The following is a 26,221-nucleotide window of genomic DNA, read 5'->3' on the forward strand; positions in this document are numbered from 1 at the left end:
TTAAATCAAATTTAGTTTTTAATTTCTGTTTAGAATTCCCTTCTGATGTTCGTACTCGGAAGGAATTAACTCCGCATCTTCGGGGCCGTGTTTAATCTTTTCATTTAAGAGATAAAGAAACAGAATAAAAAGGAGAGCATAAACTGCTGTAAAGAGTATTAATGAAAACAGAACCTGATTAGCAGTTACAACTTTAGATAGTCCTTCCGAGGTCCTGAGCAGGTTATAAACTATCCAGGGCTGTCTTCCAACCTCGGCAGAAATCCAGCCGAGCTGGTTTGCAATCTGAGGACCGAGAACTGCAATAACAAAAATTCGCAGAAGCCATTTCATTTCGAATATTTTTTCTTTACGCAAAAGAATTAAACCGAGCAGACTTATTCCGATCAGAAAGAAACCGATTGCAACCATAAGATGATACGACTGAAAAACAATATTAACGGGAGGACGATCCTCCGGTTTGAATGCATTGAGACCGGTGACGGGTTTATCCGGATCGCCATGGATAAGATAGCTCAGCATTCCCGGGATTTTAATTCCGAAATTTACTTCCTGCTTCTGATCGTTGACCCAGCCGAATAAATAAAGATCGCCCGCGGAAGATGAATCATAATGTGCTTCGAACGCAGCAAGTTTTGCGGGCTGGGTTTCGCTGATACCAACAGCACTTTTATGACCGGTAAATAGTTGGAACAGAGAAGCAAAAACAGCCAGACCCAGAGCAATTTTGAAAGACGATTTTGCAAATTCAATATGCTTTTTTTTCAATAAATAATAGGCGCTCACACTTAAAACAAGAAAAGCACCGGCAAGCCATGCACCGGACAAAACATGAGACAGCCTTTCCATTGATGAAGGATTGAATACCATTCCCCAGAAATCTGTTATCTCGGCACGCGCATTAATTCCTTCACCAACTATATGATAACCGGCCGGCGTCTGCTGCCAGGAGTTAGCAACTACGATCCAGACTGCGCTCAGCATCGATCCGAATGAAACCATTATTGTTGAGAAGAAATGCATCTTAGGACTTACTTTATTCCAGCCGAAGACAAGCACAGCAAGAAATCCCGACTCAAGAAAGAATGCAAATATTCCTTCTGCGGCCAGTGCGCTGCCGAAAACATCACCAACAAACCGCGAGTATGTAGCCCAGTTTGTTCCGAATTCAAATTCCATAACAATTCCGGTCGCAACACCCATAGCAAAAGTTAAGGCAAATATCTTAACCCAAAATTTTGTCATCCTTTCGTAAAGCTTATTGCCGGTTTTAAGGTACATTCCTTCCATTATTACAAGAAGAACTCCCAGACCGATGCTGAGAGGAGGATAGATATAATGGAAAGCAATTGTAAAAGCGAATTGAATGCGTGAGAGAATTTCTACGTCCATGGGATAATCCATATTTTCTTTTGAAGCTGATTTAAAATAAGAAATAAATAAAAGGAATGGAACTTGAAATAAATATAGTATTTAGCGGAAGTCTGGTATGAGAACATTTGAGAGTGATGCGGGGATCTCAAATGCAAACTATTTTATGAGGAAAAAAGATTATCGAAAATGATAATCTATAAATATTTGCAAGATCCTGAATAAGGAATAAAACAGTATTTACTTAAGGTCTTCCAGGATAGCTTTCAATTTCTCGAGGGAAGTTTCCCAATCGTGCATTTTCGTTCTTTCGCGTTCAATAACTTCTACGGGAGCCTTGGCAACGAATCCCTCGTTCGACAATTTTTTCTTAACACCTTCTAAAGAACCGGAAATTCTGGTAATCTCCTTTTCAATTCTGGACCGTTCAACATTCAGATCAATAAGGCCCTCAAGCGGAATGAAAACATCGCAATCTTTTACTACTGCCGATGCGCTTGCCTTCGGCTTCTGCATAGCGGGGTCAACAACCAGCTCATCTATTCTGACGATCGACTTAATATATTTTATCTGGTCGTCGTTTATCCTACCGGTCTTTAAATAAACATTGATCAGCTTTGAAGGAGGAATATTCATCTCGCCCCTGATATTACGGATCGCATTAATAATGTTCTGAATGAACTCAACATTATTCTCGGCAACCTCGTCAATCAGTATTCCGTAATATTTAGGAAATTCCTGAATTGAAATACTATCCCCTTTTTTTCTTTCTCCAAGCAGCTGCCAGATCTCTTCGGTAATAAAAGGCATAAACGGATGAACCAGCTTAAGCATCTCTTCAAACAGGGATATCGCACGCGAGAGAAGAGCCGATTTCACTTCGTCGTCAGCATTATAAAGCCTGAATTTCGAAAGCTCTATGTACCAGTCGCAAAAATCACTCCAGACATAAGAGTAGATTATTTTCACGGCATTATTGATTTCATATTCATCGATTGCCTCGGTGAACATTTTGATTGTCTTTTCGAAGCGCGACAGAATCCAGCGGTCGGTAAAGTCGAGATGTTTGTCAACAAGTTCTTTATCCACTTTAATATTCTGAGCATTCATCATAAGAAAGCGGCCCGCGTTCCAGATTTTATTAGCGAAGTTTCTACCTATTTCGCATTTATCGGAACTGAAAAGAACATCCTGGCCGAGCGGGGCAATATAGATCATAGTAAATCTGAGGGCATCGGCACCATACTCGTCTATAAGATCGAGAGGATCTGGAGAATTACCCAACGACTTGCTCATTTTCCTGCCCTGCGAATCGCGAACGGTACTGGTGAAGTAGACATCGCGGAAAGGAATCTGATTCTTAAAATGCATACCGGCAATAATCATTCTTGCCACCCAGAAAAATATTATATCAGGCGCAGTAACAAGAAGGTCTGTGGGATAATAATAGTTCTGTTCTTTTTCATCAGTAAAAACATCCTGGGCCCAGAGCCAGCTCGAAGCCCATGTATCAAGCACGTCGTCGTCCCGGTACCAGTTGTCGGCATCCGCCGGCGGTTCGACCTCGCAATAGATTTCACCGCTGTCCTTATGATACCAGACAGGTATGCGATGTCCCCACCAGAGCTGACGCGATATACACCAGTCCCTTATATTCGTCATCCAGTGTTCATAAGTTTTTACCCAATGTTCTGGATAGAAATTTACTTTACCTTCCAAGACAGCATCGAGAGCCGGTCTTGCAAGTTTCTCCATCCGCATAAACCATTGTTCGGATAGATACGGTTCAATCGGTACATTCCCGCGCTGGGAGTAACCCACCTTATTTGTATAGTCTTCAACTTTATGCAGAAGTCCGAGTTCTTCCATTCTGGCAACCACTTTAAACCGGAGATCATACCGATCGAGGTCTCTGAACTCTTTAGGCACATTTCCATTTGAAGTTGCATCCTCGTTAAAGATATTAACCATCTCTAATTTATGCCGAAGGCCCATTTCATAATCATTTACGTCATGAGCGGGAGTAACTTTAACAGCACCGGTTCCAAATTCTTTATCGACATATCCATCAGCAAAGAGAGGGATTTCACGTCCGACAATCGGTAGGATTACTGTTTTTCCGATCAGGTGTTTATATCTTTCATCTTCGGGGTTGACTGCAATTCCGGTATCGCCAAGCATAGTTTCCGGGCGGGTTGTAGCGACAATTACAAATTCAGTTGAGTCTTTAACCGGATACTTGAAATACCAGAGATTACCTTTAACCTCTTTATAAAAAACCTCTTCATCGCTGATTGCGGATTTTGAAGCCGGGTCCCAGTTTACCATCCTGTAACCGCGATAAATAAGATCTTCCTTATAGAGCTTTACAAACGCTTCAATAACTTTTCGGTAATAATGAATATCCATAGTAAAGCGTTCACGCTGCCAGTCGCAGCTAACGCCGAGTTTACGGAGCTGCTTGAAAATTATTCCGCCGTATTTTTCTTTCCATTCGTAACAGTATTGAAGAAAGTCCTCCCGCGAGATATTGTCTTTATTAATCCCCTTTTCCTTCAACATCGCAACAACTTTAGCTTCGGTGGCAATTGACGCATGGTCTATACCCGGAATCCAGCATGCATTAAAACCTTTCATCCGCTTGTATCTTATATAGATATCCTGAAGCGTGTTATTAAGAATATGACCGATATGCAGAATGCCTGTTATGTTTGGCGGAGGGATTACAATAGTATACGGTTCTTTAGATTCATCGACCTCGGAATGATAAAGATTATGTTCGTACCAGTATTGATACCACTTCTCCTCAACATCTTTAGAGTTATATGTTTTTGGAATTTCCGAAAAACTAGCAGAGGACATTTACTTCTCTCAAATTAATATTAATCAGGTGTAAATATAAAGAATCCTGATGCTCAATGCTCGGCCGGGAAAAGATTTGGCCGGCGGTCAATACCAGGATAAAATGATTGAGGAGAAATATAAAAACGGGAATTACAAGTAAATTGCGTTTTTTACCATTACCCGTAAAGAGTCTTGAATTTAATTTTGAGAGCCGGTCAGGTATTCTGCTACTTCGGATGTACCGTTTTGGAGTCCTGCGAGGGATATATTTTTTGAGTAATATTCCAGCAATCCCGGATTTTCAAATAATTTAGTCACTATAACCGCAAGCTTACTTATGTTTTTCTCGTAAATACCGAGTTTGTTTTCCAGTATAAAATCGACATTCCCTTTTTCCTGTTCCCATATATAACTATTGACCACCGGGATTCTTCCGCACATCAGGATCTCCATAAAAGTTGAAGCGCCGCATTTGGTAATAACCAGATCGGAGACGGAAATCAGATCATGAATAAAATCGACAAATCCGTATACTTCAATTCTTCTACCGGGATACATTTTTTTTTGATTAAGAGCACGTTCATACAATTTATTATTCCGGCCGCATACCATCAGCAGATCGTATTCACCTTTGCCTGAAGCAAGCGTATTAAAAATCCGGAATCCGTTAGGAATACCATCGCCGCCGCCGAGAATAAGAACCACATTTTTATTCAGTCCGAATTTCTTTTTAAGATCTATAATTTCATTCTTCCCGGGAGGGGATTTAAATTTCTCCCCAAGTATAAAAGGAAAGACTTTCAGATTGTCCGGTTTTATACCGGATTCAATACATTTCTGTTTAAGTACATTACTGAAAAGAATAAAACTCTGATCTTTCTTTAAAAACCATAATGGATGCGCTGTATAAGGGTCCGTTACAATAGTTACTACGGGCAGATTCATTCCAAGTTTTTTTAATGTAGAATAGACCGGTTTAATCAGGAAGAAATGAAAAATAACTATTTTATCGGGACGGTAGTCTTCAATAATTTTTTTTAAATATTTGGTAATATTTATCGATACAAGGTAAGCGCTGATATGCGAAACGGTTTTAAATTTATGTGTGGCATAAAGAAATTCATAGAACCACTTTGCTCTACTCTGAAGGTGACGGTAACCGTCCTCAATAACAAACCGGGCGAATTTTCTGCTTTCACCGAATCCGTCTATAAGAAGAGTTTCGGCTTCGTCGCCTTTATATTTTTTAATATATTCGGCAACGGAGCGTGCGGGTGCTAAATGACCTCCGCCTGTTCTTAAATATATAAATAGATGTTTTTCTTTATTCATTTCTGAATTACCGGAAAACCGGAGAATTGGATTGAGTCATCCGGCCTGTTTTAAGTATCTCAATTATTTTATAAGTCCCCATTTTTCTTGCTTTCAGAAATCCCGACCAGGCCATTTCCGCAAGAATTCCTTTGTTTAAGAGATCGTGCAGCCACTGATCTGTATATTCGGGATTCATCTGTTTAATGCCCGCCTGAATTTCGAAAAGCCACAAGCGGTTAAACTTCTCCTGCGAACCGATCGGCGGGGTCATAATAACAGGCAATCCCAAACCGCAATAGAATGAAAGCTCACTCGGTTTTGTCCAGAGTATATCGGTCTGATGCATTGCCCGGTTAAACTTATGGAAATATTCTTCGTGTGTTTCGGCATAAATTATATCGATCTTAGAATCATCTGTAGTTATCTTTTCTTTTACTGATTTGAAATAATCGAATACATTCTGTTTTGTACCCGCAATAAGCAGAAGTTTAATTTCATCTCTCAGGATTTTATCTTTAAGACTGAAAGCTATTTTACTACCGATTTCTTTAAGAGCACCTGCGCCGCCCACTGCATATGCGATAGTTAATTTTCTCTTATCCCTGTTAGAGTAATTTTCTTCTCCTATGAAGTGCTGGATACTTTTTTCATGACGTGCTCTGAAGACATTTTTAGGATCGAGATTTACAAGTCTTGTACCGAGATTACTTTTAAGAACCGACAGATCCCTGTCCCCTAGAAGATCAATGGGGAGCGGGAAGCCGGTTATAAAAATTCTTTCATCGGGCACTCCGTATGCCCTTAATCTCTGAGCAGCTTTTCCGCACGGCGCGAAATAATGAATTCTGCTTTCGTACGGCTGACGGGCCACCCATACTCTGTTTAGATCCGCATCGCAAATAATACAATATACATTATGACTTCCTTTCATATCGGCAGCTATTGCCGAAGCGTAGAAGGATGTTACAATCGGAAGATTCTTCATCTTCACTTTGTCAAGCATTGCCGAGCATAATCCTTTTTTGATGCTCGACTCTAGAAGGTCGACTTGGAAAGTAGCATTCGAAAGATCGCGAATCGGGTAATACGAGGGAATGTGCAGAAGAGTATCGAGAAGACTAAAGAGAGGTTTACCAATAACCGGAATACTTCTGGCACGCGACATCAACTCATATGCCCCGAGAACTCTTTTCCACAATTTCTCTTCATTCTTTGATGCGGCATCACCCGCTCCAACTGTAATTATTTTGCCTTCGGCTATTTCTTTCAATGGATAGACGGCTCTCTGGTGTCCGTATCCCATTGTTGCCGAGATCACCCATGCTTTTACTTCATCGATTGGTTCAATCATTACTTTCAATACCTCTGGGCAATTTTAATTTCCAATTAATTACAAACTACTTCCGATCAAAATTTATCCAGATTCGGCTATAAGAACAAATTATATTTTGTTAATATGAATCAGCATACTCAAAAAATTTTCTTACAAATAATTGAAAAGTCTTCAATCTTTCACACTAGCAGATATTAATCCGGAATGGACCGTTAACAAAGATCAGGGTATTTAAAAGTTGAATCGGTTAACAGCAGAAATGGATTTGGAATTAATGGTGAATAGCGGAATTTGAAATAAAAGCGGTTAAAGCTTTCCCAGAATTTTATCCATTGTCCATGCGGTTGAAGCGGCGGATTTACCGTTGCTTGGCGATTTACCCTTGCCGAGTAATTCATCAACAATTAATTGAATAAGCGGTTGGGCAACGTGTTCCGGGTTATCAATTTTTATCTCTTCCTTTTTACCGCCCGAAACCAGGATAACCGGATCGCTGCTGAAGGTTGGGTAAATTATTCTACCTTTCGAGCCGATAATTTCAGTTTGATCGGTATTTTCATCGGCGACAAAACACCATGCTGCAGTTCCGTTTAAGCCGTTTTCAAAACTGAAGATGGCGTTAACAGTATCCTCCGCACTGTATAAGCCGGCCCGGTTTGAATGAAAACCCGAAGCAGATACAATCTTTCCGAAATAGAATTGTAGAAGATCGATCATGTGAGAGCCGAGATCGCAGAAGTATCCGCATCCGGCTATTGCAGGATCTACTCGCCAGTTTTCACCATTGGTCAAATCTTTTTCCGTAGGAGTCTGATAGAATCTGATATTGACAGAGCGGATTTCTCCTATTGCTTTCTGATCAATCAACGACTTAATCTTGAGGAACCTTGGTAAAGCTCTTCTGTAATAAGCTACAAACAGGGGGACTTTATTATTCTTACAAGCATCTATCATTTCGACACATTCGCGGTAGTTAAGAGCCATCGGTTTTTCAACATAGACAGGCTTACCGGCAGCCGCAGCGGCGAGTGTAAATTTCTTGTGAGATGAAGGGGGCGTTGCAATATAAACAGCGTCAACATCCGGATCATTAATTAACTTATCAGCATTGTCATACCACTTAGGTACGTTATGTCTTTCAGCATAATCTTTTGCGAGAGTCCCGGTACGGCGCATAACAGCAACCAGCTCCGAACCTGAAGATTTTTGAAAGCCGGGTCCGCTCTTAATTTCGGTTACATCTCCGCAACCAATAATTCCCCATCTTATAATACTTTTCATTCTGCTATTCGAAATATTTGATCGGATTTGAAAATTAACAGCCGCTCAAAGGTTGAATCATTAGCGGCATTAATCATTGCTTCGGCAACAGTTTCAGCTTTAATCGGTCTTAGCTTTTTAATTCCGGGAATATACTTTAATAGAGCGTTCATAATTATCCCGGCCATATTTTCTGTAAACCGGGGAGTTTCCCTTTCACCGATAAGCAGTGATGGTTGAAAGATAATTATTCTTTTAAATGGCATTTCGGAAACTGCGGATTCTAGTAAGCCCTTTATTCTTAGATAAAAATTGAATGAATAGCGGTTGGCACCTGCAGATGAAACAAGGAGTAATTTCTCAACCTGATTTACAGCAGCCGCATGTGCTGTTTCATACTGGAAAGTATAATCGACAAGATACTGTTTCTCCTTACTTCCGGCTTTCTTAATTGTTGTGCCGAGTGCGGTGTATAATTCGTCACCGGAAACTTTGTCACCCCATTGTTCAATCAAACTAAAGTCGACAATGTTCTCTTCCAGTTTAGGGTGGTTGATTCCCGCGGATCTTCTTGAAAAGGTTTTCACGGTTCCGTAGCGGGAGTCATCCAGTAATTTATTAACAAGATGTCTTCCGATTAATCCTGTTGCCCCGAGAACAATCGCTGTTTTAGAGTTCGACTCCGTCATAAAAGTAATGCCGGTTCTATTTAAATATTTCCGATTTTAAGATAATAAAACAGAGACATTTATTTCAGTCAATCAGGTAAATATAATTAGGGAGTTTAATTTCAAATCCGGAGTTGCCCCCAGCAAGGTCACTCAGCTGATCGCCAATATTGGCAATTATTTTATATCCTCTGGATACAAGTTCGCTTCTTTTTGATGATTTGAATTCTGTTGCCGTCAAATCACGTTCGTTTTCTTTTCGAACAATAACAGTATCGAATTCGGTATAGCCCTGCTGATTAAGATTATCTAAAGTAGCCTGATAGGAATCGCAGTTTCTTCCGGATATAAAAACAATTCTGATATTTTTAGATATGAGATAATTGTAAAATCTTTTTGTCTGTGGAATAGCAGTCGCATCCGATTTCTTCAGCCATTCAAGCCAGATTTCATAATAATAACCGAAGTCAATCTCTTTAATATGTTCATAATTAGAGAGTGCTGTTTCGTCTATATCAAATACGACAGTCGCTTCCGGCGGAATTGTCAACCTATTAAAATATTCAACAGCATCATCAATAATTCTCTTCATATCTTTATCATACTGACCCGATTCATAATAATTCTGGACAACTTTTTTTACAGCGCCAAGATTTAACAGCCGGTTTTCGGAATCGCCCGAACAGCCGATGAGAATTAGAAGAGAAATAAACAACAATGATTTTATTAATCGATTCATTAATTACCCCACATACCGGAAGGTTTTACAAAATATACTTACTCAAATCCCTGTTCTTAACTATTTTATCCAGCTTAAGGTTAACCATTTCTCCAGTAATCTTAATTTCTTTTGAGGGCATAGTATCCGGAACATCGAAAAGAATATCTTCCAGAAGAGTAGTCAGTATTGTGTGAAGCCGGCGAGCGCCTATATTTTCAACCTGGTCATTAACTATAGCCGCGGTACGCGCAACCTCTTTAATGGCACCATCATCAAATTTAATTTCCACACCTTCAGTCTGAAGCAGTGCGGTATACTGTTTTAAGAGCGCGTTTTGAGGCAGAGTAAGAATTTTTATAAAGTCTTCTTCTGTAAGACTTTTCAATTCAACCCGGATCGGAAACCTTCCCTGAAGTTCCGGTATAAGGTCCGACGGTTTGGAAACATGAAAGGCACCCGATGCGATAAAAAGAATATGATCGGTTTTTACCGGTCCATACTTTGTATTAACAGTTGAGCCTTCAACAATAGGAAGAAGATCTCTTTGAACACCCTCGCGCGAAACATCGGGTCCCTGCTGACTTTTAGCGCCTGCAATTTTATCGATCTCGTCAACAAACACTATTCCCGACTCCTGAACTCTCTTAACGGCCTCTTTCTGAACGGCCTCCATGTCGATCAGTTTTTCCGCTTCCTCCTGTGCAATAATTTTCCGTGCTTCTTTTATGGCGGTTTTCCTTTTCTTCTTTTTCTTAGGAATCATGCTGCTGAACATTTCCTGAAGATTCATAGACATATCATCCATTCCCATAGGGCCGAGCACCTGCATTCCGAAAGCAGGGGAAGTGATATCGAACTCTATCATCCGGTCGTCCAGTTCACCTTTGCGCAATTTTTCTCTCATCCACTCACGGGTTTTCTCATTCTGAACCTCCTCGCTCTCACCTTCCTCATTAAGGTTTCCGGAAGGTTTTTTAACAGGCGGAATCAACTGGTCGAGAATTTTTTCTTCGGCCATCCGTTCGGCCTTCTCCTGAACAGAGGAGGTCTTTTCGGTGCGGACCATACTTACAGCCAGTTCGGTAAGATCGCGTATCATCGATTCAACGTCGCGGCCAACGTATCCAACCTCGGTATATTTAGAAGCTTCAACTTTTACAAACGGTGCATCGGCAAGTTTTGCAAGCCGGCGGGCAATCTCCGTTTTACCTACTCCCGTAGGCCCGATCAAAATAATATTGTTCGGCATTATTTCTTCTTTAATGCCTTCTTCAACCTGCTGGCGTCTCCACCTGTTTCTAAGTGCAATTGCGACCGCGCGTTTGGCATCGTTCTGCCCGATAATATATTTATCAAGTTCCCTTACTATTTGAGTAGGAGTCAAGTTCTTCATCAATTCGCCGTTATCCATCTTTTTTTTCCTCATTTGGAAATCTCTTCCACAGTAATTTTTTCATTTGTATAAATACAGATCTCTGCCGCCGTTTTTAGAGCCTCCTGAACAATTTCCTTTGCCGGGAGGTTGCTGTATTTCTTGAGCATTTTAGCTGCTGCGAGAGCAAACATACCACCGCTTCCGATAGCAACAATATTATCCTCTGGTTCTATTACATCCCCTGTGCCCGAGACAATAAAAGCTTTTTCTTCGGAGATAATTGCAAGCATAGCTTCAAGACGTCTCAGATACTTATCTGTGCGCCAGTCTTTTGCCAGTTCTACAACTGAGCGTGAGACATTCCCGCTGTACTGTTCAAGTTTTTCTTCGAAGCGCTGAAGAAGCGTGAACGCATCGGCGGTCGATCCGGCAAATCCGCAGATTACTTTCCCGTTCAGGAGTTTTCTGATCTTCATCGAATTATGCTTCATTACAGTATTGCCGAGTGTAACCTGTCCGTCTCCGCCAAGTGCGGCTTGTCCGTCTTTAATTATTCCCAGTATTGTTGTTGATCTTATTTTCATATTTATTCTCCGGTCTGCTGCTTAAAATTTTTGTTGATCTGATTAATCCCGAAATTCCCGGACAACCGTATTCAGGTTCTGCCGGATTTTGCAAACGGGATTAATCTAGGTACTCTTTTTTGATATTCTCTGTATTCATCTCCGAAGATTTCGATCAGTTTCCTCTCTTCATAAACCGATCCAATATAGAAATAGATTACGATACAGATGAACATGATAAAATAAAAAAGATCCATAGAAGGTCTTAATCCGAGGAACAATATGGAGAAAAGATAAACCGGATGTCTGACAAATCTGAAAGCACCGGATTTTCTGAAAACCTGTTTCTCGTCAAGATCCTCAGTCCGGTATTTCCCGTCCATAAATCTTTTAACCTGGGATATCCCCGCAAATTCCTTAAGGTCTGTTTGACTTACAGACCATATCAAACCAAAAAATGAAAGAACCTGAAGTGCAAATGTAATAATATCATAAGGATAATGTAAGTCATATATGTTAACATCGGGACGGGGAGAAACAAGGAAGAAGAAAGCAAATAGAAGCAGTGATGACAGATTATAGAAGAGCCGGTACAAGGCAATCCGGTTTCCGAGTTTTTCAACAAGATTTTTTTTAACCTTCAGAGATGCCAGCCATGAATGAGATAGAGCAAAGAGGAAGAATAGAAAGACAATAATTATTAAATCAAAAACAATCATAGTTGTTTTCGGAGACGTGCAACCGGAATGAGCAGCTGCTCCCTGTATTTAGCAACAGTTCTACGCGCGATATGGATCCCTTTTTCCTGAAGAATGGCTGCAATTTTATCGTCGCTGTACGGATTGTCCTTCGGTTCGTTATCGCAGATTTCTTTAATCAGTTCTTTAATATGTTTGTTGGAGATCTCGTCGCCGCTATCGGTTGAAAGTCCTTCGCTGAAGAAATATTTTAGTTCGTGAATACCCTGCGGGCTTTGAACATACTTACCGTTAACAACACGGCTGATAGTAGAAATATCCATTCCTATCTCGTCAGCAATATCCTTATAGATCATGGGACGGAGTAACTTCGGTCCGCTCTCGAAAAAGTTATACTGCTTTTCGAGAATCGACCTCATAATTTTCATAAGCGTATGCCTCCTCTGCTGCAGTGAGGCGATAAACCATTTAGCGGATTCAAATTTTTCCCTCAGGAATTTGTGAGTTTCTTTCTCCCTTTCAGAAATCTTTCTCTTCCGTTTGTTGGTGTCTATCATTTCCAGATATGTTTTGCTTATTGTTACCGATGGAACACTGCGGTCGTTTAGAGTTACGATGTAATTATCTTCAACTTTCTCTATAATAAAATCGGGGGTTATCTGGTTCATCTCTTCAGAATCGATATTCCCTTCGCCGGGTTTGGGATTCAGTTTCTGAATTATATCGAGCGTGGTTCTTAAGGTTTCTTTAGAAAGATCCATATTCTTCTGAATAGAATCATAACGTTTATTGGCAAAGTCCTCCCAGTGTTCCGAAAGAATTTTCTCGGCCAGATAAGAATAGTATGGATCGAACGAGGAATTTTTTATTTGAATGAGAAGACACTCCTGGAGATTCCGCGAACCTATACCAACGGGCTCCAGAGTCTGAATCATCCCCAGAATCCGTTCTCCGTCTGCAACCGTAATTTCAGTCCCTTCAAACATGTTAACTTCATTAACGAGCTTTTCAAGGTCGGATTTAAAATATCCGTCTCTATCGAGGCTGCCGATAATATTCTCGCCCATTATCAGCTGGTCTTCCGTAAGATCGAGCATATGTATCTGATCTATCAGGTTGTCGCGTAAACTTTTTCTTTGAGGGGCGATGGGATGGACTTTTTCCTCATCGTTGCTGCGGTTAATTCTCTCGAACTCGTAATCAATTTCCGCTTCGTTCATATAATCTTCAAGTTCAAATTCGTCGTCCTTGCTGTCATAAGTTTCCTCTTCTTCCGAAGAGGTTGATTCTTCCTGATCGTCCGGATTTTCCTCGAGCTGATCGAGGGTCATCTCTTCTTCCAGCGTTTCTTCCAGAATTGGATTCAGTTCCAGCTCGGTTTTAATTCTCTGTTCAAGAGCTAGTGTATTCAACTGCAGCAGTTTCTGATACTGAATCTGCTGAGGCGACAATTTCTGTTGTAAAGCCAGTCTTTGATGTAATGACAGCATATTACTTGTTTACCGAGTCTTTAGTTTTCAAAAACCATTCAGTGCCGTATTCTCTTTCGAGAGCATCGCGGCAGAAATCGATTACTTTAATTCCGGTTTTTTTTCCTTTTTCAAGGGCCGGTTTGCATTCGTGATAATTTTCAAACCTTATCACATCTCCGCCGAACTTCGAAATTCGAATTGGAAAGAGATGACACGAAACCGGTTTCACAAAATCAATTTTGCCTGCAATAAAAGCTTTTTCAATTCCGCATTTAGCAACATCACCATCATAGTATACAAACACGCAGGCGCGGTTATTCAGGCTGCGCGTCATAAGCTGATCCGATTTATTGATCCAGAAACCGTATTTATCTATAACCTCTCTATGTTCGGCCGGAAGATATTCCATAACAGCCGGGAGAAAACTTCCTATTTTCTCTATTTCTTCTTCGGTAATCGGTGCACCGAACTCGCTTTCCATTGTACAGCAGGCACCCTTACAACGTGCAAGGTCGCATGTAAATTCAATGCTGAATACTTCAGTATTGATCAACACATCATCAATTTCAACAAATTCCGGATTCATCTAAACGCCTTTTCACGTGTTTACAAATAAAGTTCGGAATAATTTTTGCTAAAGATACAAATTTTTGTCCTACTAAAAAAAGTGAGACCGGTTAGGAGATAGAGATGAGATTAAATAATTTTAGGCCACTCATTTATTGAAATTCACAATCAATGAATCTAAAAGGAAAAACAGTACTGATTACCGGTGCTTCATCCGGTATCGGAAAAGCTTTAGCATATTCACTTTCCCGCGAAGGAGCTAATCTTGTTCTTGCAGCGAGAAGAATTGAATTGCTGGAGCAAATCAAAAATCAGATTCCCGGAAATTCTCCTTTACTTCTTCTGAAGTGCGATGTCTCTAAGAAAGAGGAGGTGGCAGAATCCTATAAAAGAATTGTCGAGCGCTTCGGATCTGTTGATATAGCAATTCTAAATGCCGGAGCCGGTCATTATATGAACGCAAAAAATTATAATTCCGCATTTGCCGAAGAGATTTACGGGGCAAATCTTTTCGGTGTAATTTACTGGATAGAACAGATACTGCCGGAATTCATTAAGAAAGGAAACGGAATTATTGCCGGTGTTTCCAGCCTGGCCGATAACCGAGGGTATTCAGGAAGCAGTTTTTATTCATCCAGCAAAGCCGCTTTGACAAATTATCTTGAAGGACTTAGAATCGAATTATCCCAGTATGGTATAAAGGTGATTACTATCAGACCCGGATTCGTTGAAACACCAATGACCGGCTCTAACAGATTTCATATGCCCTTTCTTCTGAAAGCCGAAAAAACCGCAGAGATCATAATTGAGGGAATTAAAAAAGGGAAACGTATAATTCAATTCCCCCGGCCGATGGTATGGCTTACAAATATTGTGGGTCTTTTACCAGGACGGTTGTATGAATTTTTAGCCGAACATCAAACAAAAAAAAGTAAATAGTTATTGACATGATAAATAGTTACCTGAATTTAAAATCCCGTTTAATGCTGATACTTCCCATAATCTTATTCCTGTCGGTTTCATGCCGCGATGAACAGCCGGTTGAACCCGAAATTGAATCGCGCGGACAATTGATCAGCTCCTCTTCGCTGGGTGTATACAGCACTTCGTTTCTTCAGGCGTTTTTGAATGGCCTTGCCGGCAATCTTCAATTCGATGATTTACTGAGATACGATGTTGAAGTATACAAAATTGTCTACCGCACAAGGGAACCGAACGGTAATCTTGTTGAGGCATCGGCCGCTCTCTTTATTCCGAAAGGAAAACAAATAATGTCCCTCGTTAGCCTGCATCACGGCACCCAGACAAAGAGGTCGAATGTGGCCAGTGTAAATCCGTTTGCTTCTCCGGATGGATTAATAGCAGCATCTCTCGGATATTATGCGCTGGTACCCGATTACCTCGGACTAGGTGTGTCGAATTTAATTCATCCTTATCATCACCAGAAATCCTCGGCCGAAACAGTTATCGATTTCATAAGAGCGGCAAGATCTTTCGCGCAGAGATCGAATTTAAAATTGAACGGACAGGTTTTTCTAGCCGGCTATTCCGAAGGGGGATACGTTACTCTTGCAGCACATAAAGAGATTGAGATTAATTACCGGAATGAAATTTCAGTAGCTGCATCTGCTCCTATGGCCGGGGCCTTCGATCTGACTCTGACAGCCAGATCCATAATTCAAAAAAAGGTCTACAATCAACCTTCATTCCTCGCATTCTTCTTTGCGGCTTACGATAAAATCTACGGATGGAACCGGATCAATCAGATATTCAAACCTCCATACGCTGAACGGATACCGTCTCTATTCGATGGAACACGTTCAACATCCGAAATCAGCGCTCAGCTTACACCGAATCTGGATCAGCTCTTTCATCAAAACTTTATTGACGGTTTTTTAGACGGAACTGAATCAACCCTTCTTGCTGCGTTCGAATCGAACAGTCTGCTCAACTGGACTCCCACGGCACCGGTCCGTTTTTATCACGGCGATAACGATGAATACGTGCCGTATGAAAACTCTTTAAACGCAAGAGACTATTTCAGATCGGTCGGCGCAAATGCAGAGCTTGTTACTATTCCCGGCGGGACGCATGCAACATCGGTTCTTCCCGCAATAATTGGCGCGGTCGAATGGTTTGAATCACTACGAATGAACAAGCAATTGCAATTAATGGCTGAAAAATAGATTTAATGAATTAAACCGAATCATGGAAATAGATTTATGTTCTGGTTAAAAATCCTAAAGGACTTCTTAAAAATTTTCAGGGATGGTCAGACACCCGCTCAAATAGCGGGCGGATTTGCGCTTGGATCTATTCTCGGACTTTCACCTTTCTTTACGCTTCAGGGATTGCTGATATGGATCATAGTTGCTGTCTTGAATGTAAACCTGGGTGCAGTCTTTCTTGCGTTAACATTATTCAGCATCATCGCTTTTATATTTGATCCTGTTTTTCACTGGATCGGTTTTCAGATCTTAACTCAAACCGAATGGCTGAGTAACATCTGGACATCACTTTATAATGCGCCGGTTGCGCCTCTCACAAATTTCAACAACACGGTTGTAATCGGTAGTTTTTTATGTGCGCTTATTATTGCCTTCCCTGTTTACTTCGGCATGAAATATCTGGTAATCCAGTACAGAAAACATCTCTATTCAAAAATTCAACAATGGAAAATCTACCAGATTGTAAAACAGAGCTCTTTAATAAGATTGTATACCCGGATTCGTGACTTAGGAGGTATGCAATGAGAAAAAATTTTATTTACTTCTTATTAGTACCTCTCCTTCTCATTCTGCTCGCCGGTTATCTGTTCCTCGATAAATGGATTGAGTCGGAAATTGAAGATGCCGGAGAAACTATTTTCGGCGCCAGAGTTGAGATTGACGACTTGTCACTGAATTTTTTTCCCCCCGGGGTTGAGTGGACAAAGATTGAGGTTGCCAATCCTTACAATCCTTGGACAAACCTGTTCGAAACCGGAAATGTTAAGTTCGCAATGGATTTTAATCAGCTGTTAAGAAAAAAATACGTAATAGAAACAGTTGAAGTGTACGGTCTCGAAATAGGAACGAAAAGGGAAGCCAGCGGTGAACTGCCGGAGAACGAAAGGAAAAAGTCGACTCTTTTAACAGCCGAACAGACTTTCAGGAAGAGCGCTGAGAACTTCATCAATCAGATCAAAGAAACTACACCCATTTTCGACATTGCTGAATTAAAGGGCAATTTCAATCCCGATAGCCTGATAAGAATTCTAGATATCCAGACCGTAGCAAAACTAGATTCAATCCGTAAACAGACGTTAAAAATTTCCGGACATTGGCAGGGAACTCTATCGGAATTTGAAGAAGGAAAGAACAAGATTTCTGAAATTGAACAGAAAATAAAATCGATTGATCCGGCACAGCTTAACAATGTTCAGAATATAACTAATGCTATTCTGATAGCCGACAATTCAATTAAATCTATCAGCGATTTGAAAAACACTTTTGAAAAGAGATACCAGTCGATAAACGGCGATATAAGTATGCTTGTTGCATCGGTAGATTCGGTTGACGATTATGTAAAAAGGGATTATCAGAATCTTAAGAATATGGCGCGGCTGCCAAGCATAAACACACCTAGCATTGCGCAGCTCCTCGTCGGCAATGAAATGTATAAGAGAGTTCAAAGCTATCTCGGATATGCCGATGTTGCGCGTTTGAGTATAAAGAAGTATCAGCCCGAACCAGAATTCCAGAAAACTCCAAGATTCGAAGGGCAGAATATTAAATTCCCTTCTCCGGATTCCTATCCTGATTTCTGGATTAAACAGATAATTGTTAAGGGGGGTAAAAAAGGAAGCGGACTATTTTCCGGAAGCGGAACTGTAAAAAATATTTCTGATAATCAGCAGATTACCGGACTTCCAACAACCGTTAACCTTGAAGGATTTCTTACAAATCATAGATCTATTAATATCACCGGCCGTATAGACCGCCGCAAAGAAATTCCGTACGATGAATATTCTGCAACTCTTAACGGTGTGCCGACCGGGCAGTTCAGTCTGGGCAAGAGCGACTTTCTTCCTACAAATGTAAAGGACGCGCTACTGGATTCTAAAATCAACATATCACTTCCAGGAAATACATTTGACATAAGCGCCGGGTTTAAGCTCTCGGGCTTCACACTTCAGTTTGATACAGAACCTAAAAATATTTTTGAGAGTATTGTCCGACAGGTCCTCGAACGGGTAAAAGATTTTAACGTAAATATAAGAATGTGGAACACGGGAAAATCTGTTGATGCCGCACTTGCGACCGACCTCGACGACCAGATAGCAAAGCGCCTGAAAGAAGTTGTTGGCGAGGAATTGATAAAGCTACAAAACCAGCTTAAGGCACGGTTCGATTCTTTTATAGCCGGGAAGCGCGGTGAATTTGAAAAATTCTACAATGCTAAGATTTCCGAAGTGAATGAACAGATCGATCTGTACCGTCAGATTATCAACAGTCAGATGGGGATTGTTGAAGCAAAGAAGAAAGAATTATCAGAGCGCCTGGAAAAAGCAAAATCGGGATTAATTGAGAACAAATTGAAAGAGCTTCTTAAGAAACAGTAATTCTCAGGCGTTGGAACTGAAAAATCTAAAGTTGCGGCGGCGGCAATATCTATCCGTGCACTTTATTTCTTCTATTGTCAGATTTCCTGCATTCATCCGAACAGCAATAATCATTTTCAACCTTACAATCCTGGCAGGTAATTAGCATCTTATCGCAATTCTGATTATGGCAATTAATATAATATGATGAGGGCTTTCCGCAGTAATAGCAGCTGCCGATGTGTTTAATCTCCTCAATTGTATTGGGTGATACAATTCTTCTTTCATCAAAAACAAAAACAGAACCTTCCCAGTACTTATCCGGAAACTGATTGATATAATTCCAGATTCCTCCGTCCATCTGATAAACATCTTTAAATCCATTTTCTACCAGATAAGCAGAAGCTTTTTCGCACCTGATTCCGCCCGTACAATATGTAACAACTGTCTTATCCCTGTAATCGGCCAGCTTCTCGGTTATAGAAGGCCAGTCGCGGAATGTCTCCATATCAGGAGTGATCGCGTTCTTGAATCTACCGATATTACTCTCGTAGTTATTTCTTGCATCTACAATAACGAAGTCCTTTCCTTCTTCATAAAAACGATTTAACTGATCGGGTTTCAGTCTCTTCCCCGTTTTTGAAAGATCTACTTTACCGAAACTGGCGTTCACAATTTCCTTCTTAATCCTCACGTGAATTTTCCGGAAAGCGTGGCCGTCGGCTCCATCATCTTTAAACCAGATATCTGAGAACTCTATGTATCTTCTGATTTCCGATTTATACTTTTCGATATTTTCCAGCGTGCCGGATACAGTTGCATTAATCCCTTCGCTGGAAATCCAGACTCTTCCCAGAATATCATTTGCCTTACAGAAAACTATATGATCTTCCATAAACTTTTCCGGATTCGGGAAGTCAACATATTTATAAAAAAGTAATACCCTATAATCATTCATTAAAAAGTTCTTTCATTTTGGGGAACAAAGATAGCAAATCCCTTTAAGAGTAAAAATTCGTGTAAATCCAGATTTTAAGGGGAAACGGGGGTATTCTACCTATCTAATTATTCGAAGCATTGCTATATTTATAACCAAAATTCGGGTCCCATTAATCAATGACTGAACCAAATATCGATATCGGAATTTTATCCGGCCGGCAGATCAATTTTGAATTGTACGGCGATTTCACTTTAACGGAATCGGAAAAACGCTATAGCGGCCGCTATTCTGCAAAACTTGAAGGTGGAAAAATCTCAATTCTCCAGGAGAACAAGGAAGTTTATTCGTCAAATGAAATTGTCTTTTCGCCTAACGATATTGAGACCGAATCGTTTTTATTAAGAGATGTTACTATCGGGAAGCAGTTTCACTGGGAGAAGAAAGAAAACCAGAGATTCCGCGGCAGGTTAAAACTGATTAAAGAAAAAAATAATGTAACCGGAATAAATATAATTCCGATCGAAGAATACCTGATAAGCGTAATTTCCTCGGAAATGAGTCCGAACAGTTCTCTTGAATTGTTAAAAGCTCACGCTATAGTATCGCGAGGATGGCTCCTTGCCCAACTCGATAAAAAGAAACAGAGCAAAAAGAAAAAATCCGTGAATGAGATTCTTACAGATTCGGAAATAACGAGATGGTACGACCGCGAGGATCATTCCCATTTCGATCTTTGTGCAGACGACCACTGCCAGAGATACCAGGGTGTCACAAAAATTATAAACGATAATGCACTCAACGCTATCGAAGCCACGCGCGGACTTGTTCTTGTTTACGATAATAAAATATGCGACACCCGTTATTCAAAGTGCTGCGGAGGTATGACAGAATCTTTTGAAAATGTCTGGGAACCGGTTAAGCATCATTACCTCTCTCCAGTTGTCGATTATAAATTTGAGATCGACGGGATCGATTACGACCTTACCAACAACATGCTTGCCGAGAAGTGGATAAAAAATAATCCGCATGCCTACTGCAATACAAACGATCCAAGAATTCTATCTCAGATCATGGTCGATTTCGACAGGCCTACAAATAATTTTTTTAGATGGACGGTTGAATACATACAGGAAGACCTTGCGGAAATTATCCGTTCCAAAAGCGGTATTGATTTCGGAAACATTATTGATCTTACGCCATTGCAGCGCGGTTACTCCGGAAGGATTACACGCCTGCAGATCTCAGGCGATAAAAAAGAACTGATAATAGGCAAAGAACTCGAAATACGAAGAGTTCTTTCAAAATCTCATCTTTACAGTTCCGCGTTTTACGTTACCAGGCATGATCTGAATGGGAAGGTTCCCGGTAAGTTCGTACTTCATGGCGCCGGGTGGGGACACGGAGTAGGGCTCTGCCAGATTGGAGCCGCGGTAATGGGTGAAAAAGGATACGGCTTCGACGAGATACTGATTCATTATTTCAACGGTGCAAAAATTCAAAAGATTTATTCATGAAAGTTCTTCTTACATGTCTTTCCCGAAGCTGGGGCGGTCTGGAAATGTATACGATTCAGACAGCGCGGCAATTAACAATGAACGGAATTCAGGCCGATATTCTTTGTTACCCGGGTTCCCGGGTTTATCAGGAAGCGGTTAACGAAAAGATAACCGTCTATACATCTGCATTTAAAAATTATTTTAATCCTGTAGAGCAGATTAAAATTTCGAGACTGTTAAAAAGAAACAGATATGATGTTATTCACAGCCAGGCATCAAAGGATCTCTGGTTAATTGTACCTGCGTTGAAACTTGCTTCATTAAAAATCCCGCTTTTGCTTACCAAGCAGATGGGATCATATATAATTAAAAAAGATTTCCTGCACAGTTGGATTTATAAACGTCTCGATTTCGCTCTTGCCATCAGCAGGGTTATTGCAAAAAACCTGGTTGATACAACCCCGTTAACAGCCGAAAAAATAATTCTCCTTCACAATTCAATCGATACAGAAATTTTTAATCCGGAAACAGTCGATAAAAATTCTGTCCGTAGCGAATTCAAAATTGGCTATAATGAAATACTGATTGGAATGATGGCAAGGTTCAGCCCGGGTAAAGGTCATGAAGAATTTATCCATGCCGCAGAATTACTATTGCAAAAGCATAATAATATAAGATTCATGATAATCGGTGAACCAAGTAAGGGCGAGGATAAATATGCTGCGGATATAAAAATGCTAGCATCAGCAAAAGGTCTGCTTGACAGGATAATATTTACAGGATACCGAAAAGATACTCCAAATGTGCTGGCCGCACTGGATATTTTTGTGTTCCCGTCGCACGCCGAGGCATTCGGAATCGCACTTGCCGAGGCGCTAAGCATGGGGAAACCATCCGTCTGCTCCAATTCCGACGGTGTACTCGATATAGCGGTGGACGGGGAAACCTCCCTCCTCTTTGAAAAAATGAATTGGAAGGATTTAGCCGTTAAAATAGAACGGCTGATAATTGATGACGGTTTGCGATTAAGGTTTGGAATTGCCGCACGAAAAAGAGCTGTCGCGCATTTCGACATAAAGGTTTTTACAAAAAAGCTGATTGATATTTACAACTCCTTAGTAAAATAATCGGATATTCTTTTCGCGGTACGGTTGGTTATTCATTTTATATACAGGGAAGGATGTTAGGGATAAAAGAATGACATTTTTAAATCCAGCTATTTTATTCGGGTTAATTGCAGCATCAATTCCAATTCTTCTTCACTTCATGAATCTTCGGAAGTTAAAAAAAATTGAATTCAGCACTTTAAATTTTTTAAAAGAACTTCAGAAGACAAAAGTCAGGAGAATTAAACTGAAACAATGGCTTCTTCTGCTGCTGCGCGTTTTAATAATTGTATTTATTGTACTTGGATTCGCAAGACCTGCGGCCACAGGAATTGGATCGGGATCTTCCGCCGCTGCAACTTCGGCGGTCTTTATAGTTGATAATACATTCAGTATGTCGGTGGTTTTTAACGAGGGCTCTTATTTTAACAAGGTTAAACAGGCGGCTTTAAAATTAGTTAACGGTTTTCAGATTGGTGACGAGATTACAGTAATACCGTTCGTATCGGATCAGGATCTGACCGTTACACCAAAGACCAATCTTGAACTGATAAAAAGTGAGATTGAAGCGGTAAGAATCCTGAATACACGCGGCACGTTGAATGAAGTATTAATAAAAGCCGGCAGAATCCTGTACGATTCGCATAATATCAACAAAGAAATTTACATTTTCACGGATCTGCAGAAGGGATCTATCTTCAGTAATGAAAACGAAATATCTTATCTTCCTCAGCTTCTTAACGGCTCACGGATTTTTTTAATTGATATGGGAAATAGATCCTTAAACAATTCGGGTGTTGACAAAATAAAATCCGGCAATCAAATTTTTGAGAAGGGCAAAAAGGTCGGGTTCTATTCAACCATTACAAATTATTCCGGCGAGAGAGTAAGCCAGGTTGCCTCCCTGTTAATCAACGGAAAGAGAAGCGCACAGCAGAGTGTCTCTCTAATCCCTCGAGAATCCAAAGAATTCTATTTCGAAACGACATTATCGGACACGGGAGTAATTTCGGTATCCGTAGAAATTGAAGACGACGATATTAACGGTGACAACCAGCGATTTCTTAATTTCTATATTCCGGATAAAATTAAGCTTCTTATACTATACAAAGATATTGAGGATACCCGTTTTGTTAAGCTTGCGTTATCAAGTCAATCTTCTTCATCTTTAAAGTTAACGGAAGCGGGAGTCGGAAATTTATCCGCATATCAGCTAAAAAATTTCGACGCTGTTATTATTGTCGGATCGGTTGACGGGGAACCGGTAAAATTGCTTAACGATTATCTGAATGACGGAGGAGGAATACTTTTTTTTCCCGGCAGCGGAGAAAGTCTTTCGTCAATTCAATCCTTTTTCAAAAAGTTAAACATTCCCATTCCCGAATATTTTATGGGCAAGTTAAACTCAGCGGAAATAATCAATCAGTTCGACCGGGTCGATTTGAATCATCCCCTTTTTACAGATCTCTTCGAAGAATCAGGCAATACCAGAATCGAATCCCCCGATATTTATTATTACTTAAAAACAAATCCCGGCGGCATCAGTATAATCTCGATGTTCGACAGATCGTCATTTCTTTGCGAATATAATTCCGGCAACGGAAAAATTCTTGTCTATAATATCTCTCCCGTCCTGAGTTGGAGTAACTTTCCGATAAAATCACTCTTCCCAACACTTATTAATAAATCGATTATGTACCTTTCCTCCGGTTCCAAAGGTGAACATCAGATTCTTGCAGGCGATGAACTCCCTGTAAATATCAGGGGCGCTTCTTTTAATCAGATAAAGGTTATAAAGCCCGACGGATTAATTGAATATATCAATACCGATTCTCTTTCTGGAAAAAACTATTTCCGGTATTTGAAGACAAATCTAATCGGGATTTACAGATTCTATTCCGGCAACAAACTGCTTGATCACTTTGCGGTAAATCATGACCCGATGGAATCCATTTCTGAATATTCTTCTCTATCGGATCTTAATGATTTTCTTAGAAAGACAGGATATGAATTCGAAGCAACATCGCTGAACAGTAAAGGTGATATAATTGAACAGGTAAACAGTGAGAGATTCGGTGACGAATTGTGGCAATATTTTATAATAGCCGCCCTGTTACTAGCACTTCTCGAAATGTTTGTAGCAAGAAGTGCGAAAAAAGAAATGGGAGCACTGAATTAATTTATTTAAGTTAATTTTACAGAACCTTTTTTCCGGGAGTGAATGAAACCTACTATAATCGAATTAAAGAACCGTCCGAAAGAAAGAGCGGTGCTTATTGCTCTTTCAACAGGAAATTTTTCAAGAAATCAGGCAGAGGAACATCTTGAAGAGCTTGAACTTCTAACCGATACTGCCGGCGCCGAAACAGTATTTAAAATATTGCAGGAGAGGAACAATCCTGATCCGGCATTTTTTATTGGCAAAGGCAAAGCTGAAGAGATTGCGCAGCTTATTGAATTGAACAATATTCAGCTTGCCATTTTTGATGATGATCTCAATCCGACACAGGTGCGTAACCTCGAAAAACTGTTCGAGCGTAAAGTACTAGACCGGAGCGGATTAATACTTGATATATTTGCATCCCATGCAAAGACACGCGAAGCCAAGACTCAGGTTGAACTTGCCCAGCTTCAGTACATGCTTCCACGGCTTACAAGAGCATGGACCCACCTTTCCAAACAATACGGCGGTATCGGAACTAAAGGCCCCGGCGAAACCCAGATTGAAACCGACAGGCGGATGATTAGAACACGAATTAGCAAACTGAAAGAGAATCTTAAAAAGATAGAAGCACAGCAGATAACCAAGAGCGCGTCCCGTAAAAATCTTATTAATGCCACCCTTGTAGGATATACCAATGCAGGAAAGTCCACTCTGCTAAATCGGCTGACAAACGCCGGGGTTCTAGCTGAGGATAAACTTTTTGCGACACTGGATTCTACAACAAGAGTTTTTGAGGTGGAGAAGAATAAAAAAATTCTTCTCAGCGATACCGTCGGATTCATAAGAAAGCTGCCGCATAACCTGGTGGCTTCATTTAAAAGCACATTAAATGTGGTAAAAGATGCGGATCTGATCCTGCACGTAATAGATGCATCGCATGAATTTTACGAGGATCATATTAGAGTAGTGGAAGAAACTCTTAAGGAGCTTAAGAGCGAAAACAAACCGCAGCTTAAGATCTTTAACAAAATAGATTTATTTAATGAGAGGCATAAGCTTGAATTATTGTCCGCCCATTACCCGGGCTCGCTCTTTATATCAGCAGAAAGGGGCATCGGGATCGGGAAACTCACAGAATCGTTAATAAGCTTATATGAAAAGAACTTTGTAACGCATAAAATAAAAATCAATCAGCAGGATTCGGCAATTATTTCGCGGATTTATAATCTTGCGGAAGTTATTAATGCCGAATATGACGAAGAATATGTTTTGATAAATTATCGTGCGGGTGCCGAAAATCATAACATTATCAAGAAATTAATAGAAAACAAAAAAGGAGTTCGAAATGAAAAGTAAATTATTATTTCTTTTATTAGGTCTTGTCTTCTCATTTTCAAGCACCATAACAGCACAGGTTCAGGGCGGTACTTTCTTTGTTGATAAGTCTACAAAGAATTTTAACCTGAATGCAAACGAAGGTAAACGCGAAACGGTAATTGAAATCAATTTTGAAAAACCCTACCAGGAAAAACCGACTGTTCTGGTTTCGTTAAGTCTCATCGATTTACAGGGAGATAAATTCGAAGTTGAAGCTAATTCAAAGGTAAATCAGACTCTTGAATCCCGGGGATTAAAAATTGCTGTTGAGGCAACGGGAGTATCTCGAGACGGATTTGTTTTGAAAGTAGTGGTATGGGGAAACACAAAAGTAAATGCTGCCGGTGGAACCTGGATAGCATTTAAATAA

Annotated in this window: 22 protein-coding genes; 9 read left to right on the plus strand and 13 right to left on the minus strand. The window is 40.3% G+C overall.

Annotation, left to right across the window (positions count from 1 at the left end; translation table 11 throughout):
- Positions 1-18 precede the first annotated feature (18 nt).
- From PLZ15_03680 to PLZ15_03735, 12 genes are all read right to left on the minus strand, one after another.
- Positions 19-1,392 (minus strand): cytochrome ubiquinol oxidase subunit I, encoded by a 1,374-nt coding sequence (locus tag PLZ15_03680; GenBank protein ID HOI28837.1) that lies wholly within the window; start codon positions 1,390-1,392, stop codon positions 19-21.
- Positions 1,393-1,611: 219 nt separating this feature from the next.
- Positions 1,612-4,233 (minus strand): valine--tRNA ligase, encoded by a 2,622-nt coding sequence (locus PLZ15_03685; protein ID HOI28838.1) that lies wholly within the window; start codon positions 4,231-4,233, stop codon positions 1,612-1,614.
- 180 nt (positions 4,234-4,413) lie between these two features.
- Entirely contained in the window at positions 4,414-5,547 is a 1,134-nt protein-coding gene (locus tag PLZ15_03690) for a glycosyltransferase (protein HOI28839.1), read from the minus strand.
- A gap of 7 nt (positions 5,548-5,554) precedes the next feature.
- Complete coding sequence (locus PLZ15_03695; GenBank protein HOI28840.1) at positions 5,555-6,880, minus strand: hypothetical protein; 1,326 nt, start codon at positions 6,878-6,880, stop codon at positions 5,555-5,557.
- Positions 6,881-7,168: 288 nt separating this feature from the next.
- Complete coding sequence (locus PLZ15_03700) at positions 7,169-8,143, minus strand: Gfo/Idh/MocA family oxidoreductase (GenBank protein ID HOI28841.1); 975 nt, start codon at positions 8,141-8,143, stop codon at positions 7,169-7,171.
- Positions 8,140-8,811 (minus strand): NAD-dependent epimerase/dehydratase family protein, encoded by a 672-nt coding sequence (locus PLZ15_03705; protein ID HOI28842.1) that lies wholly within the window; start codon positions 8,809-8,811, stop codon positions 8,140-8,142. The genes PLZ15_03700 and PLZ15_03705 overlap by 4 nt, the downstream gene beginning before the upstream one ends.
- A gap of 64 nt (positions 8,812-8,875) precedes the next feature.
- Complete coding sequence (locus PLZ15_03710) at positions 8,876-9,529, minus strand: HAD family acid phosphatase (GenBank protein ID HOI28843.1); 654 nt, start codon at positions 9,527-9,529, stop codon at positions 8,876-8,878.
- Between the two features lie 25 nt (positions 9,530-9,554).
- The gene (hslU, locus tag PLZ15_03715) at positions 9,555-10,937 is read right to left on the minus strand and encodes an ATP-dependent protease ATPase subunit HslU (GenBank protein HOI28844.1); all 1,383 of its coding nucleotides are present in this window, start codon (positions 10,935-10,937) and stop codon (positions 9,555-9,557) included.
- Entirely contained in the window at positions 10,934-11,470 is a 537-nt protein-coding gene (gene hslV / locus PLZ15_03720; GenBank protein HOI28845.1) for an ATP-dependent protease subunit HslV, read from the minus strand. Before hslV ends, hslU begins: the two co-directional genes overlap by 4 nt.
- Before the next feature lie 71 nt (positions 11,471-11,541).
- On the minus strand, positions 11,542-12,168 hold the full coding sequence (locus PLZ15_03725; GenBank protein ID HOI28846.1) for an isoprenylcysteine carboxylmethyltransferase family protein: 627 nt from the start codon (positions 12,166-12,168) through the stop codon (positions 11,542-11,544).
- Entirely contained in the window at positions 12,165-13,637 is a 1,473-nt protein-coding gene (gene rpoN, locus PLZ15_03730) for an RNA polymerase factor sigma-54 (GenBank protein HOI28847.1), read from the minus strand. Before rpoN ends, PLZ15_03725 begins: the two co-directional genes overlap by 4 nt.
- A gap of 1 nt (position 13,638) precedes the next feature.
- Positions 13,639-14,205: a DUF3109 family protein gene (locus tag PLZ15_03735; GenBank protein HOI28848.1), complete on the minus strand. Its 567-nt coding sequence runs from the start codon at positions 14,203-14,205 to the stop codon at positions 13,639-13,641.
- Between the two features lie 152 nt (positions 14,206-14,357).
- Between PLZ15_03735 and PLZ15_03740 the strand changes: the two genes are divergently transcribed.
- From PLZ15_03740 to PLZ15_03755, 4 genes are read left to right on the plus strand one after another with little or no spacing between them, the layout of a single operon-like run.
- Complete coding sequence (locus tag PLZ15_03740) at positions 14,358-15,125, plus strand: SDR family NAD(P)-dependent oxidoreductase (GenBank protein HOI28849.1); 768 nt, start codon at positions 14,358-14,360, stop codon at positions 15,123-15,125.
- Between the two features lie 44 nt (positions 15,126-15,169).
- Positions 15,170-16,372 (plus strand): alpha/beta fold hydrolase, encoded by a 1,203-nt coding sequence (locus PLZ15_03745; GenBank protein HOI28850.1) that lies wholly within the window; start codon positions 15,170-15,172, stop codon positions 16,370-16,372.
- 36 nt (positions 16,373-16,408) lie between these two features.
- Positions 16,409-16,939 carry a TIGR03546 family protein gene (locus PLZ15_03750; GenBank protein HOI28851.1) on the plus strand — a complete coding sequence of 177 codons (531 nt, stop codon included), beginning with the start codon at positions 16,409-16,411 and terminating at the stop codon, positions 16,937-16,939.
- Positions 16,936-18,789 carry a TIGR03545 family protein gene (locus tag PLZ15_03755; GenBank protein HOI28852.1) on the plus strand — a complete coding sequence of 618 codons (1,854 nt, stop codon included), beginning with the start codon at positions 16,936-16,938 and terminating at the stop codon, positions 18,787-18,789. The genes PLZ15_03750 and PLZ15_03755 overlap by 4 nt, the downstream gene beginning before the upstream one ends.
- Before the next feature lie 49 nt (positions 18,790-18,838).
- Here the strand turns inward: PLZ15_03755 and PLZ15_03760 are convergent, their stop codons facing one another.
- The gene (locus tag PLZ15_03760; GenBank protein HOI28853.1) at positions 18,839-19,726 is read right to left on the minus strand and encodes a rhodanese-related sulfurtransferase; all 888 of its coding nucleotides are present in this window, start codon (positions 19,724-19,726) and stop codon (positions 18,839-18,841) included.
- A gap of 158 nt (positions 19,727-19,884) precedes the next feature.
- On the opposite strand from PLZ15_03760, the gene PLZ15_03765 reads away from it, so the two are divergent.
- The 5 genes from PLZ15_03765 (at position 19,885) to PLZ15_03785 (ending at position 26,221) form a co-directional block, all read left to right on the plus strand.
- The gene (locus tag PLZ15_03765) at positions 19,885-21,222 is read left to right on the plus strand and encodes a SpoIID/LytB domain-containing protein (GenBank protein HOI28854.1); all 1,338 of its coding nucleotides are present in this window, start codon (positions 19,885-19,887) and stop codon (positions 21,220-21,222) included.
- Complete coding sequence (locus PLZ15_03770; GenBank protein HOI28855.1) at positions 21,219-22,331, plus strand: glycosyltransferase family 4 protein; 1,113 nt, start codon at positions 21,219-21,221, stop codon at positions 22,329-22,331. The genes PLZ15_03765 and PLZ15_03770 overlap by 4 nt, the downstream gene beginning before the upstream one ends.
- Positions 22,332-22,401: 70 nt before the next feature.
- Complete coding sequence (locus PLZ15_03775) at positions 22,402-24,489, plus strand: BatA and WFA domain-containing protein (GenBank protein ID HOI28856.1); 2,088 nt, start codon at positions 22,402-22,404, stop codon at positions 24,487-24,489.
- A gap of 42 nt (positions 24,490-24,531) precedes the next feature.
- Positions 24,532-25,830 (plus strand): GTPase HflX, encoded by a 1,299-nt coding sequence (gene hflX, locus PLZ15_03780; protein ID HOI28857.1) that lies wholly within the window; start codon positions 24,532-24,534, stop codon positions 25,828-25,830.
- Positions 25,820-26,221, plus strand: a complete 402-nt coding sequence (locus PLZ15_03785; GenBank protein HOI28858.1) for an H-type lectin domain-containing protein — start codon at positions 25,820-25,822, stop codon at positions 26,219-26,221. The genes hflX and PLZ15_03785 overlap by 11 nt, the downstream gene beginning before the upstream one ends.

The organism is Melioribacteraceae bacterium, assembly GCA_035362835.1.
Taxonomy (GTDB): Bacteria; Bacteroidota; Ignavibacteria; order Ignavibacteriales; family Melioribacteraceae; genus DSXH01.